The sequence below is a fragment of the Pseudomonas sp. TR47 genome (genome assembly GCF_044143025.1).
Lineage (GTDB): Bacteria > Pseudomonadota > Gammaproteobacteria > Pseudomonadales > Pseudomonadaceae > Aquipseudomonas > Aquipseudomonas putida_E.
On sequence record NZ_JBHFCS010000016.1, the window covers coordinates 118633 to 131546 of the forward strand.

Here is a 12914-nt window from a genome sequence, read left to right on the forward strand (position 1 = left end):
GCCCAAGGCCCGGGAGGTGGCACATGCGTTTATCTCTGCTGATGGTGGTACTGGGCAGCCTGGCCAGCACGCAGGTACTGGCCGACGCGTGCGAGGTGATGACCCGCTCCGCCAGTGAAGCGGTCAAGCCAGTTGAAGGACGGACCTGCTACAGCTACAGCAACATGCCGGCTGAAGCGATCAATTGGTCATGCAGCAATGAGAGCAAGGAGATGCTCAGCACCGAGAAGCACAAGGTCCCGCGCTGCGCCGATGGCAGTGTGGGCAGCTGCATCGCGCCGTTGACCCAGGAGACCCTTGCCAACCCGAAATCGGCAGGGCGCGACGAGCCCTCCACGCGCCCGACGCTGCCCAAGGACGCTCAGGTAATCACGTATTACTACGACACCCCCAGCCTCGGCCAGGCCCGTACCGACTGCGAGCGCAATAACGGGATCTGGCAGACGCATTGAGGCCCAGGCTTGCCGCGCCCCGGGAGCCGGCATTGCCAGCTCCCGGGGCGCGTGCTGCAGCAGATATCAAGCTGTTCAAAGGGTCAGGGGGAAATCGGGTCGCTGGCCGGGAAGGTTTCATCCAGGGCATTGTCGACCTTGTTTTCATCGGGCTGAGCCGCTTCACCGCACTTGCAATCAGTCATGCGGCACGGCTCACCATTGCGGTGCCCTGATGCACAAGCCTCACAGCAATAGGCTTTGTCATTCTGCATGCGGGCATTCTCGTCCACCGTGCAAGAACAGTTCGCACACGCACATCGTCGCTCATTCATGGTCATTTCCTCGGCTCGTTATCAACCACTTCATCAGTCCAGGGTTCACCGTCCAGCGGAGCGGACCGTGCCAGCTCAGCTTCGTCCAGGCCAATGCCACCACCGATCTCCTGCTCATCGACCTCACGCAGGCTCTCGTCCGCTGGGCCGTCGTCATCACCCGGTTCGTAGGGGTCGCGTGCGCCGGTTTCATCCAGCAGGGTGCCGGGGCTAAGGTCATCGTCGGTGACGTTGTCTTCCTGCACGCTGTCCGTCAGTGTCTCACCGCCGGTCATGCCGCCTTCTGCGACGCGCCGCGCAGGGAACTCCTTCGCTACTTCAGCCGCCGGGCGTTCATCCCCTATGCGCCCCTCGGGGCGGTCGTTGAAGTCCAGCTCGTGCACGCTGCCCATGCGGTCCTCGGTGTCATCGATTTCGCTGGGGGTATAGGGGTGGCGATCATCGGGTCGGCTCATTTGGGATCTCCATCAGGGGTGTGTCCGGTCGACTGTGAGTGGCCCTGGAAAATTCAGAGTTTTTTCGCCCGCCAGCGTGCAATCGATTTTTTGAACTACCGCCCGGCCCGCTGCCTCCCAAATGAGAGACCGCGACCCCTGGGAGCCTTAGATGACGGCCAAGCCCCTGCAGGAATATGAGCGCAAGCGCGACTTCAATGCCACACCCGAGCCCAGTGGCAAGCGCGGCCGTGCAAAACGTAATCATGCCCTGCAGTTCTGCATTCAGAAGCACGACGCCAGCCACCTGCATTACGACTTCCGTCTGGAACTGAACGGTACGCTGAAAAGCTGGGCCATCCCTAAAGGGCCCTCCCTGGACCCCAAGGTGCGACGTCTGGCGGTGCACGTAGAGGATCACCCGCTCGACTACGCCGATTTCGAAGGCAATATCCCGCAGGGTCACTATGGCGCCGGCGATGTGATCGTCTGGGACCGTGGCATCTGGGAGCCAGAGGGTGACGCAAACCAGGCCTATGCCAAGGGCAAGCTGCGCTTTCGCTTGCAAGGGGAGAAGCTGTGCGGCGTGTGGAACCTGTTCCGCACCCGCATGGCAGGCAAGAAAGAGCAGTGGATGCTGGTCAAGTCCCACGATGCTCAGGCACGCAGCGAGGCCGACTACAGCATCGTTGAAGCGCAGCCTGACAGCGTGATCAGCGATCGCACGCTGGTGCCGCGAAGCAGTGCCAGCGCCAAACCTGTGCAACCGCCCAAGCGCAAGCGGGCCGGCGCGAGCAAGAAAGCGACCTTGACCGAGCAACTGCAACCGCAGCTTGCGACCCTGGTCGATTCACCCCCCGCTGGGGACTGGCGCTATGAAGTTAAGTTCGACGGTTATCGCGTGCTCGCTCGTATTGAAGGCGACGACGTGCGGCTGTTCACCCGCAACGGCCATGACTGGAGCCACAAAATGCCAAGGCAAGTGGCTGCGCTTCGCGCTTTAGGCCTGGACAGCGCCTGGCTTGATGGCGAGATGGTCGTCAACGGCGAGAACGGGGTGGCCGACTTCCAGGCATTACAGAATGCCTTCGACACCGCCCACGACGAGCGGATCGTCTATTACCTGTTTGACCTTCTTTTCCTGGGTGGCCAGGACCTGCGCGAGCGGCCCCTGGAAGACCGGCGCAAAGCATTGGGTGAACTGCTTGAGCATGACCAGTCCGAGGTTCTGGAGTTTTCTGCCGACTTCGAGCAACCGGTGGAGTCGCTGCTCGACAGCGCCTGCCGCCTGAAGCTTGAAGGGTTGATCGGCAAGCGCGCCGGTAGTCCCTATACGGGCCGGCGCAGCGCGGACTGGATCAAGCTCAAGTGCAAACAGCGCCAGGAGTTCGTCATCGTCGGGTTCACCGACCCCAAGGGGAGCCGCAGCGGCTTCGGTGCCCTGTTGCTCGCCCTGCATGACCCGGACAGCGGTGAGCTCCGTTATGCCGGCAAGGTCGGGACCGGTTTCAGCGCCACCACGCTCGACAGTATCCACGCGCGCCTCAAACCCCTGGAAATCGGCAAACCCGCCCTGCCCCGGCCACCCACCGGGGCTGAAGCCCGAGGAGTTCATTGGCTCAAGCCGAAACTGATGGCAGAAGTTGCGTATGCGCAAATGACCCGGGACGGCGTGGTTCGCCATTCGGTCTTCCATGGGCTGCGCGACGATAAACCTGCCAGCGCCATCGACCTGGAGCGTGCCATGCCTGCCAAGACCGTGCCCAAAGCCAAGCGTGCCAAAGCGACAGAAGACCTGGGCGACCTGCGCCTGACGCATCCGGAGCGCATCATCGACGCCAGCATTGGCGCCACCAAGCGCCAGATTGCCGAATACTACGCAGGCGTCAGTCAGTGGATCCTGCCGCAACTCAAGGACCGCCCGGTGGCGCTGGTACGGGCGCCGGAGGGCCTCGATGGCGAGCTGTTCTTCCAGAAGAACGCCGGCCAGTTGCATATCGCCAATGTGCTCAGTTACGACAAGGCCGAAGCCGGTCAGGCGGCGATGGTCATCAATCGCCCTGATACGTTGCTCGGTGCCGTGCAGATGAACATGCTCGAGCTGCACACCTGGAATGCCACCGACAAGGACTTCGAAAAGCCCGACCGTTTTGTGCTCGACCTTGACCCGGACCCGGCACTGCCCTGGAAGGCCATGCTCGAAGCCACTCAGCTCGCCCTCACGCTGCTCGACGAACTGGGCCTCAAAGTGTTCCTCAAGACCAGCGGCGGCAAAGGCATGCACCTGGTCGTGCCATTGACCCGCCGTGCGGACTGGGACGAGGTGAAAGACTTCAGCCATGCCGTAGTCAATTACCTGGCCAAGCTGTTCCCCGACCGGCTCAGCGCGGTGTCCGGGCCAAAGAACCGGGTTGGGCGGATCTTCATCGATTACCTGCGCAACGGTAAAGGTGCGACCACTGCCTGCGCTTACTCCCTGCGTGCCCGGGAAGGCCTGCCGGTGTCGGTGCCGGTCTGGCGCGAAGAACTCGGCCAGCTCAAGGGCGCCAACCAGTGGCACATCGGCAACCTGCACGAACGCCTGGCCGAGGTCGATGACCCGTGGGCGGACATGGGCAAAACCCGACAGTCGATCACAGCGCGCATGCGCAAACAGATGGGGATGACATGAGCATCATTCAGGATTTTGACCTGAACACCCTCGACAGCCTGCTGCGTACGTTCAGCGAGCGCGCGCAGCCTTTGAACCTGGACACCAAACTTTCGCAACTGATGCAGGCGCTGTTGGCGGACCATCTCGACCTGCTCCCGCTGCCGGGCCAAGGGCATACCTTGCAGCGTTGGCAGACCTTGGCGCGCATTGCCGGCTGCGACCTGGCACTGGCCAAGGTGTACGAAGGCCATACCGACGCGCTGGCGATTCTGGCTGAATGCGGCGCTGCTCACCTGGTGGGGGATGCTGTATGGGGCGTGTGGGCCGCAGAGCCCCCTGAAGCGCGGGCGCGGATCATTGCCCGTGACGGCGACCAGGTGCACCTTGCCGGTAGCAAGGCCTGGTGCTCAGGTGCCTTGCAGATCGACCGTGCGCTGATCACCGCCTGGGCTGAAGATGACCAGCCGCAACTGGTGGCGATCGAACTGGCCCACCCCACCCAGGGCTTGCAGGTCGATCACTGGCAAGCAGTGGGTATGGCCACGACCGCCAGCATTGAAATCACCTTTGAGGGTTCGCCTGGGATCGCCGTAGGCCAGCCAGGGCAGTACCTTTCACGCCCCGGTTTCTGGCACGGCGGTGCGGGGATCGCTGCCTGCTGGTACGGCGCCGCAGAGGCGCTGGCCGATTATTTACGTGAACGTTGCCGCAAACCACGCCCCGATCCGCACGCCCAGGCGCACCTGGGGGCAGTGGATGCGGCGTTGTACGGTGCCCGTGCAGCACTGCGTGAATGTGCTGCGTGGATAGATCGCCAGCCCAGCGCCGACGCCAGCTTCGAGGTACGCCGCGTGCGTGCCCAGGTAGAGCACGCTGTAGAGCAGGTGATCCACCATGTGGGGCGTGCGTTGGGTGCAACGCCGTTCTGCCGCAGCAGCCATTTTGCACGGCTAAGCGCCGACCTCCCGGTCTTTCTGCGCCAGAGCCATGCCGAACGCGACCTGGCCGCACTCGGCCAACAGCTGGCCCAGGTGCCGGCAGGAGCCTGGCAACTATGAGCGAGAACCTGATCGAGGCCAGTGAAGGCAGGCCATGGGCTGCGTGGCAGCAGTCCGCACACTTGGCGCGGGCGACTTGGATCACCCCGGACCAATTGCTACCCGCAGGTCGACGCCTGGTACTGCTGGCGCCGCACCCCGATGACGAGATTCTCATGGCCGGTGGACTGTTGGCAGGGCTGCACGGCCGCGAGCAGGACGTGCTGCTGATCTCCGCCACCGACGGTGAAGGGAGCCACCCTGATTCCGCGACCTGGACCGAACACCGCCTGCGCCGCCAACGGCCACTTGAAAGCCGGCACGCCCTGCAACAGCTGGACCTGGACCTCAACCGGCTGGACTGGCGGCGCCTGCACCTCAAAGACGGTGCGCTGCCACGAGACGAAGCGTTTCTGGTCAATCACCTTAACCAACTGCTCGAGCCGGATGACGTGCTGATGACGACCTGGCGCGGCGACGGCCACTGCGACCACGAAGCGCTTGGCCGGGCGGCAGCGCAAGCTGCCCTGGCGCGCCAGGTGCAATTGGTGGAAGTGCCCGTGTGGGCCTGGCATTGGGCTCAGCCTGACGACCCGCGCCTGCCCTGGTCGCGGGCGCATCGCATTGCGCTGGATGAAACACGGGTTGCGCGCAAGCGTCTGGCCTTGGCGGCGTATCACAGCCAGCTGGAGCCCGACCAGGGGCGTGCGCCGGTACTGCCCGCCGACCTGCTCGATTGCCTGCTGCAACCCTTCGAACTGGTGTTCCTGTAAAGGAGTTGTCATGAGCCCCGATGCGCAATATTTCGCCGACCTGTATGCCAACAATGACGACCCCTGGGCGTTTCGCACCCGTTGGTACGAGCGCCGCAAGCGCGACCTGCTGATGGCCAGCCTGCCACGCCAGTGCTACCAGCGGGTGTTCGAGCCCGCCTGCGCCAATGGCGAGCTGAGCGCCGCGTTGGCGGAGCGCTGTGCCGAGTTGCTGTGCCATGACCTTGACCCTAAGGCAGTGGCACTGGCTCGCCAGCGCCTGGCGGGGTTGCCCAATGCTACCGTCGTCGCTGGGCGCTTGCCGGCGGACTGGCCTGGCGGCAGCTTCGACCTGATCGTGCTCAGTGAAGTGGGTTACTACCTGAACGCTACCGACTGGTTGCAGGTGATCGAGCAGTCAGTAGCGAGCCTGACCTATGACGGCGGGCTGTTGGCCTGCCACTGGCGCCACCCGATTGCTGGGTGCCCACAGGATGGACGTGAAGTGCATCAGTTGTTGGCCAAGCACGTGCCGTTATACCCGGTGTTTCGCCATGAAGAGGCGGATTTCCTGTTGGAATACTGGTCATGCCAGCCCAGCGTGGTCGACCTGGACGAGACATGCCCATGATTGCTGTCGTCATTCCCGCCCATAACGAAGCGCGTCGCCTGGGCCGCTGCCTCAAGGCCATGGCAGCCGCGGTGGCCTTGGCCAGGCAGGCAGGCCATCCGGTCGAGGTACTGGTGGTGCTGGACCGTTGTCGTGATGCCAGTGCCGCTGTGGCCAAGCGTTTCGGTGTGCGCACGCTGGCAGTGGAGGCTGGCAGTGTCGGCATGGCCCGCCGCCTAGGCGCGGCGCTGATGCTGGACCGTGGCGCCCGCTGGCTGGCCTGTACCGATGCCGATAGCCAGGTGCCCTCGCACTGGCTGCTCTGGCAACTGGCCTGCAGTGCAGAGGTGGTCTGTGGCACGGTGCATATCGAGCACTGGCAGCCTTGGCAACGCGCGGCGATGCGCAAGCTGTACCGCAGCGGGTACCAGGCATGCGAAGGCCATCGGCATATTCATGGTGCCAACCTGGGTGTCTGTGCCCGCGCTTATGAGCGTGTGGGGGGCTTTCAACCGCTGCCGGCGCATGAGGACGTGCAGCTGGTACGCGACCTGGAGGCAAGCGGCGCACAGATCGTGTGGACAGCCAAGCACAGTGTGGCAACCAGCAGTCGACGCGACAGCCGGGCTCGGGAAGGGTTTGGGGATTTTCTGGCGGGTCTGCAGGTTCGTCTGGACGGGTGATGGCATGGTGTAACAGAGTTATCGAGATCGAGCACCGCGCCGGCGGCGCTCGATCTCAACGACGCCACAATATTCTAGGCAAGCGCCCCGCCCCATACAGTCATGAAGCCTTACGCGTACGCTTGCCAGGCTTCTTCTCGGCAGGCGCTTTCTTCGCAGCCTTGCCGCCCAGGCTGCGCTTGAGCAGTTCGGTGAGGTCGATGATATCGGCGCTTTTTTCGGCTTCGCCCCCTTCGCCCTTGTCCACCACGCTGATCTTGCCTTTGCTGGCCTTTTCTTCCACCAGGTCCATGATGGTCTGGCGGAACGCATCATGGTACTCATCCGGAGCCCACGAGCCGCTCATGTCTTCGACCAGCCGCTTGGCCATGTCCAGTTCGCGCTTGTCGAGCTTGGTGTCGGTCACGCTTTTGTCCAGCTCCAGCGTCTCCAGCCCGCGCACCTCTTCCGGCCAACGCAAGGTGATCATCACCAACGCGTCGTCCAGCGGCCGCAACAATGCCAGGTGCTGGCGTGTATGCAGCACCACCGTGGCCAACGCCACCTTGCCAGTGCTCTCCAGTGTTTCACGCAGCAACGCATAAACCTTGCCGCCGCGACGATCCGGGCTCAGGTAATACGGTGTATCGAAGTGCTGCAAGGGGATCTCGCTGGCAGCGACGAACGAGAAGATATCGATGGTCTGGGTCGCTTCCGGGCGGGCCTTGCGGATCTCTTCCTCGCTGATCACCACATAACGACCCTTCTCATGCTCCACACCTTTGACGATGTTGTCCTTGTCGATTTCCTTGCCGGTCACCTTGTTGATCCGTTTATAACCCACCGGCTCCATGCTGCGTTTGTCCAGCCAGTCGAAATCCACACGCTCGGTGCGCACTGCCGTGTTGAGCGAGACCGGGATATGCACCAGGCCAAAACTGATCGCGCCTTTCCAGATTGCCCTGGCCATGGCGTGCCTCCTATGGTTGCAGGGAATGGCCCGGCTGGCAGTAGCGCAAGGCGCCACAGCGTTCGCAAAGCTGGCATTGCAGCCCGGGCACTTCGGTTTGGGTCATGGCGCGCCAGTGGCAGCCACGCAGCAGACAGACAAAGGTCATCAGCCACCTCCTTGGCCCGGAAATGTCGGGCGCTTACCTGAAATGACTGCACGGCGCGCTGAAGGTTTAGCCCAAATGCCCTACGGCTGTCGAAACTACAGTGGCTTGTTCGTCATGACTGATCAGGGTTCGATGGCGAAAAGCACGCGCTTGAACGCCTCGGCGGCCAGATGTACCTGCACAGACCAGTCCTGGGCCGCATCGCTGCCGGCATCATCGGAAATGTATTTCAGGCAAACGAACGGAATGCCTTCATTACGGGCGATCAGCGCCAGAACGTACGCTTCCATGTCGACGATGTCGTATGGAGCATCGCCGTGGCTGACCTCAAAGCTGTCGCCGCTGCCGCAGATGCCCAGCGGCAACCCTGCTATTGGCTGGCCATGCTCAAGCAGCACCGGAATATCCGACAGCGGCGTCTCATAGCGGGCGAAGCCCAGCGCAGTGACATCCATGTCGCGTTGCACGAAGCGCGTGCAGCACACCACCTCACCCTTGCCGTATCGCTGGCTGCCCGCCGAGCCGAGGTTGACGATCAGTTTGGGCCGCTGCCGCTCAACCGCCTTGGTCAGGGCGATGGCAGCATTGACCTTGCCGATGCCGGTGAAAACGGTATTGACGTCGGCGAATACCGTGCCGGCTTCCGCCTCCAGGGCGAATACGAACAGGGTGTCGGCCAACGTAATGTCGGGGAATTGCTGGGTCAGCATCATGGCGCAGGGCGTTCCAAATGGCTTGCAAAGGGCGCTGCCATTGTCGGTGAACGCTAACTGATTGCAAGCCCCACCGTGGTGGCAAGGTGCAATAGCGCGTCATGCACTGCGGTTGACAGTCAGCGCCACTGCGGCAATACGCTCGACTTGTTCATAACCTGGCTGCAGCAATTGTTCACCGAATACGTCCGGGTCGACCTCGCGGTACACCCAGGCCCATTCAGGCCCCGCCAGGCGCAGGCGAATGGCCTCGAGCAATGGATCACGACCTTCGACAATCGCCACGCCGGTGTACAGCAGCAGTGACCCGCCTGGGCTCAGACGCTCGCACGCCTGTTCGATGATGCGCAACGACAGATCGGCGCCCAGAGTATCGCCACCGTGGCGATACGTGCGCTGGCCATGATCGAGCATGTAGGGTGGGTTGGCCACGATGAGGTCGAAATTGCCACTGACCCCGGCAAGCAAGTCACTGTGCGCAATGGACACATTGCTCACCCCCGCCAGCGCAGCATTGATCGCGGTATAGCGCAGTGCCAGAGGGTTGATGTCCACGGCGCTGACCTGGGCATGTTGCGCCGCGCGGGCGATCAGCAAGGCACCGACGCCGCTGCCGCAACCAATGTCCACAGCGTGTTCGAGCCGTACCGGGCTGCGTTGTAGATGGTCATGGATGACCTGGGCGAAGCGATAGCTGTCGGGGCCGAAGAACACCGCATCAGCAGCCTCGGTCGGGTAGGCGGAATGCACCAGCAGCAAATCGTCGAGGCTGGACCAGCGTACCTGGCTGCGCAGCAGTGCGCCGTCCTCGTACAGCACCTGCGCGGTGCTGAGCTGGTCCAGTTCGTCGGCGCTGATCAATGACGCCGGGAACGGGCGGCTCCAGCCGAATACGTCGCGCAGGTTGCCGGCCCGCTCTGCACCCTGGCGGGCGTTGTTGCATGCATGGGTGGCGGGCGTCACGCAGGTGAACTGGTAACCGTCAGCACGCAGGCGCCGGCCAAGTTGCAGCAAGGCTTCATCGGCCTGGGTTCGTTGCGGGTTGAGTATCATCAGTGCGGCCCCTCCTCGCCAAGACCTGTGGCATGCAGATACGCCCTAGTGGCGGACAAACCCTGCGGCAAGGCGTGCTGATTGCCCGCCATGCGCTCGATCAACGTTTCGATATCAACGCTTTCATGGCTTTCTTCAATACGCGGTTGCTGGTGCAGGGCAGCTTCCCAACTGCCTGGCGGCACGCGACGCACTGCGCCCTGCCAGTCGCCGGCGATCCAGTCGTGCCACAGCTGCTTCTCGTAGGCATTGAAGACGCCGAACATCGGGGCGCCCGGCCCATCGATCAGCGACCACCAGCGGCTGTCGGCCGGATTCTGCCCGCGCTTGATCCAGCCCTGGGCCACAAGCGCCTGCAAAAATGCCGGTAGCGCAGCGGGTTCGGACAGCCATTGGTTGACCGTGCGCTGCTGCAATCGGCAGCGGTCAGCGTGCATGAACTGCCCGAACACGCGCTTGCGCTCCAAGGCAGCCAGCAATTGGGCCTCAAGGTCGAAGCCGCCGATTAGCGTGGGCGTGTCAATGCCAAGATCATTGAGGCGGTAGCCATGCCTGACCCGACGGTAGAACACCTCGGCGTCCTGCGCCGGGCACAGTTGCTGCACCGCCTGGATGGCCTTGCTGGCATGGCCGCTGGCAGCATTGTCGATCGTCACGTGAAGCTGGAAATAATGACCGTCGATGCCGAGCTCGGCCAGCTCGTGGGTGGTGATCAGCAGGTGTAACGGTGGCTGCTCGTAACCCAGGTTGTAACCAATGACCTCAGGCAGAAACCACTGCGCGCAGCTGCCCAGCGCCAGCTGTACTGCCCCTTGCAGGTAGCGCTCATCATCCAGAGGCATGCAATCCAAACAACCCAGCCTGCCCAGCAACCTCTGGTAGATAAGCACGTGGTTGCAATGCGGATCGCCGTCGCCCAGTTCCTCGAGGTAGGTCCGGATCAGGCCGTGGTAGCGAGGGTCTTGCCAGCGGCGCAGCGCACCGTGAAGCCAGGCACCATCAACGACCTTGGTCGGCGCCACCTGTTGCAGGAACCACAAGGCGTGGGCGCGGTTGGCAAAATAACGGCGAGGCGCGCCTTGACGGCGCTGGGCCAGATAGGCGGCGTGCTCGGCGGCAACCTGTGCGGCGTGTCGTGCACTCCAGTCCTGTAGTTGACCAGGCGTGTCCGGCAGGTCATCGGCCATGGCGTTCGCCTTCGCGAACTGCTCGGCGAGCCACTGGCGCGCAGTGGTGTAGTCGCCGGACAACATCGCGTGGTAGCGGCTGCTCAATGGCCAATGCGCAGTCGGCGCCGGCGTCCTGGATGGGTTGTTGCGCATCAGAACCGTCATGCCTCACTCCTCTCTTGACTATTGGCTCTGGCCTTCCCGTGGCATGGGCTCAGGGTCAGGTGCAGGCTGTGGCGCAGGCTTTTCGTCGGGTTGCTGCATTTGCAGCGAAGGTTTGCTCTGGTCTGCATCCTTGGCCGGATGCTCGGCGTCACGATCGAAACAACCGCCGAGCAGCGTCAGGCTGCTCAACAGAACGATGATGGCTTTAGTGCGCATGGGACGTCCTCTTTACCCGCTTAGTAATCGCGGTGCCGAAGGACCCGGCACCGCGTTCTCGTCACTTACGAGCGGCCGCCTTTCTGGCCCGACTCGCGGTCCTTGTGCATATCGGCATCCTTGCGGCTCGACTCACGGTCTTGAGCCATGCCGCCGCCAGAGGACTGCCCGCCCTTGCGGCCAGCTTCGGAAGCTTTTTGCCGGTCGTTGGCGAAGTTGCCGGGGTTCTTGGTGCCACCCTGGCCGCCCTGGCTGCCGGTGCGGCTGTTATCTTTGTTAGCCATGGTCTGAAACCTCATATGACTGCTGGATGCACGGCAAGCGCCGTACATAGGTTCGGAGTTCGGTGATATCGAGGGATTCGTTTTATCGCCAGGCGTTCGGACCGGCGGCGTTAAATAACCGGAGGCGATGTATTTTGTGCGCTAGCCGATTGCGTGACGCGGCTATCCAGCAGCCGCTGCCGCCGCCCCAGCCAACCACCCGTCAGGGCCCAGCCCAGAGCGATCGCGGCCCCTAGCAGCATCGCCAGTTGCGGATGGTCACCCAGCACATCCAGGGCTCTTTTGACCCAACCGCTCAAGGCATCGCCGCCACGGTAAACCACGGTATCGATGAAGTTCTTGGCTTTGTATTTGTCTTCGGCGGGCAATACGGTGAACAACATTTCCCGACCCGGCCGCACCAAGGCATATTCGCCTGCGCGGCGCACTACCATCACCACCACGAACACCGCAAATACCGGGGCCAGGGCCAGCCAGACGAAGCCTGCTGCCATCACCAGCGGCACTGCCACCAGCAACACCCCTACCCCCATGCGTTTGGCCAGCCGACCGGTGATGAACACCTGGGTGAGGATGGCCAGGGCCTGAACGACCGTATCGATCAGGCCAAATACCTGAGTCTGACGAGTACGGTCGGTGAACGTTTCGCTGACGATGCGCGCCTGCTCGAAATATAGGAAAGTGCTGACACTGGCCAACAGCACCACGAACAGGGCAATACCCAAAAGGTACGGCGAACGCATTACAGCGGTTGCGCCCGCGAACGGGTTACCCCCCAGTGGCCGCGACGCTGGCTGCTCGCTCAGCGCAGGCATTGGGTGGCAATCACGCCAGCGCTGCAGGTACGCGGCAGCGGCAATGCTGCCCAGTAAAAACATGGCGGCCAGCGAAACCAGCCCGGCGTGCCCCAGCGGGGCGACCAGCAGCGTACCCAGTAACGGCCCGCTCAAGCCGCCCAAGCTGGCCCCGGCTGCCAGCAGCCCGAACAAGCGCTTGCCTTGCTCGGTTGAGAACAGGTCGGTCAGGACGCTCCAGGCCAGTGAGATGGTCAGTAGGTTGAACACCGACAACCAGATGTAAAACGCCCGCGCATTCCACAAGTCGTCTGGTTTGCTGGCAAACAGCAGCGCAAACAGCAGCAGGTTGCTGGCAAAAAAACCATAGGTCCAAGGCAGGATATGCCGCCGGCGCACCTTGGAGGCCAGCCAGCCGAACAGCGGCAGGCAGCTCAGCGTAGCGATGAAGGTGCCGGTGAACAGCCATTGCAGGTTGTCCACGCCCC

General features: G+C 62.9%; 16 protein-coding genes. 6 read left to right on the top strand and 10 right to left on the bottom strand.

Features of this window, described 5'->3' with window-relative positions:
- Positions 1-23: 23 nt before the first annotated feature.
- Positions 24-452, top strand: a complete 429-nt coding sequence (locus ACEWE8_RS17540; protein WP_046786208.1) for a hypothetical protein — start codon at positions 24-26, stop codon at positions 450-452.
- An 83-nt stretch (positions 453-535) separates the two neighbouring features.
- Here ACEWE8_RS17540 and ACEWE8_RS17545 read toward each other — a convergent pair whose 3' ends face one another.
- Together ACEWE8_RS17545 and ACEWE8_RS17550 are read right to left on the bottom strand one after the other, a co-directional pair.
- Entirely contained in the window at positions 536-766 is a 231-nt protein-coding gene (locus tag ACEWE8_RS17545) for a metallothionein (protein ID WP_046786207.1), read from the bottom strand.
- 2 nt (positions 767-768) lie between these two features.
- Positions 769-1221, bottom strand: a complete 453-nt coding sequence (locus ACEWE8_RS17550) for a phosphotransferase system, HPr-related protein (protein ID WP_367903783.1) — start codon at positions 1219-1221, stop codon at positions 769-771.
- Positions 1222-1372: 151 nt separating this feature from the next.
- Here ACEWE8_RS17550 and ligD point away from each other — a divergent pair, with 151 nt between their 5' ends.
- Genes ligD through ACEWE8_RS17575 form a run of 5 tightly spaced genes read left to right on the top strand, consistent with a single transcriptional unit; the run spans position 1373 to position 6935 of the window.
- Positions 1373-3871, top strand: coding sequence for a DNA ligase D (gene ligD, locus ACEWE8_RS17555; protein ID WP_046786205.1), 2499 nt, complete (start codon positions 1373-1375; stop codon positions 3869-3871).
- Positions 3868-4911, top strand: coding sequence for an acyl-CoA dehydrogenase family protein (locus ACEWE8_RS17560; protein ID WP_046786204.1), 1044 nt, complete (start codon positions 3868-3870; stop codon positions 4909-4911). The genes ligD and ACEWE8_RS17560 overlap by 4 nt, the downstream gene beginning before the upstream one ends.
- Positions 4908-5663 (top strand): PIG-L deacetylase family protein, encoded by a 756-nt coding sequence (locus tag ACEWE8_RS17565; RefSeq protein WP_046786203.1) that lies wholly within the window; start codon positions 4908-4910, stop codon positions 5661-5663. Before ACEWE8_RS17560 ends, ACEWE8_RS17565 begins: the two co-directional genes overlap by 4 nt.
- 10 nt (positions 5664-5673) lie before the next feature.
- Complete coding sequence (locus tag ACEWE8_RS17570; protein ID WP_125924140.1) at positions 5674-6273, top strand: bifunctional 2-polyprenyl-6-hydroxyphenol methylase/3-demethylubiquinol 3-O-methyltransferase UbiG; 600 nt, start codon at positions 5674-5676, stop codon at positions 6271-6273.
- A complete protein-coding gene (locus tag ACEWE8_RS17575) occupies positions 6270-6935 on the top strand; it encodes a glycosyltransferase family 2 protein (RefSeq protein ID WP_046786421.1) in 666 nt (221 codons plus the stop codon). Before ACEWE8_RS17570 ends, ACEWE8_RS17575 begins: the two co-directional genes overlap by 4 nt.
- A gap of 100 nt (positions 6936-7035) precedes the next feature.
- Here the strand turns inward: ACEWE8_RS17575 and ACEWE8_RS17580 are convergent, their stop codons facing one another.
- The 8 genes from ACEWE8_RS17580 to ACEWE8_RS17615 all read right to left on the bottom strand — a co-directional run.
- A complete protein-coding gene (locus tag ACEWE8_RS17580; RefSeq protein ID WP_046786202.1) occupies positions 7036-7884 on the bottom strand; it encodes a Ku protein in 849 nt (282 codons plus the stop codon).
- Between the two features lie 10 nt (positions 7885-7894).
- Positions 7895-8032: a PSPA7_2676 family Cys-rich small protein gene (locus ACEWE8_RS17585; protein WP_168216574.1), complete on the bottom strand. Its 138-nt coding sequence runs from the start codon at positions 8030-8032 to the stop codon at positions 7895-7897.
- A gap of 122 nt (positions 8033-8154) precedes the next feature.
- Positions 8155-8745, bottom strand: coding sequence for a nucleosidase (locus ACEWE8_RS17590; RefSeq protein ID WP_046786201.1), 591 nt, complete (start codon positions 8743-8745; stop codon positions 8155-8157).
- A gap of 99 nt (positions 8746-8844) precedes the next feature.
- Positions 8845-9798: a class I SAM-dependent methyltransferase gene (locus ACEWE8_RS17595; RefSeq protein WP_046786200.1), complete on the bottom strand. Its 954-nt coding sequence runs from the start codon at positions 9796-9798 to the stop codon at positions 8845-8847.
- Entirely contained in the window at positions 9798-11132 is a 1335-nt protein-coding gene (locus ACEWE8_RS17600; protein ID WP_046786199.1) for an iron-containing redox enzyme family protein, read from the bottom strand. The genes ACEWE8_RS17595 and ACEWE8_RS17600 overlap by 1 nt, the downstream gene beginning before the upstream one ends.
- Before the next feature lie 18 nt (positions 11133-11150).
- Positions 11151-11348, bottom strand: coding sequence for a hypothetical protein (locus ACEWE8_RS17605; RefSeq protein ID WP_046786198.1), 198 nt, complete (start codon positions 11346-11348; stop codon positions 11151-11153).
- A gap of 65 nt (positions 11349-11413) precedes the next feature.
- The gene (locus ACEWE8_RS17610; protein ID WP_046786197.1) at positions 11414-11632 is read right to left on the bottom strand and encodes a general stress protein; all 219 of its coding nucleotides are present in this window, start codon (positions 11630-11632) and stop codon (positions 11414-11416) included.
- Between the two features lie 110 nt (positions 11633-11742).
- The coding region (locus ACEWE8_RS17615; RefSeq protein WP_395589337.1) for an NTP/NDP exchange transporter at positions 11743-12914 on the bottom strand (1172 nt) is incomplete at its 5' end.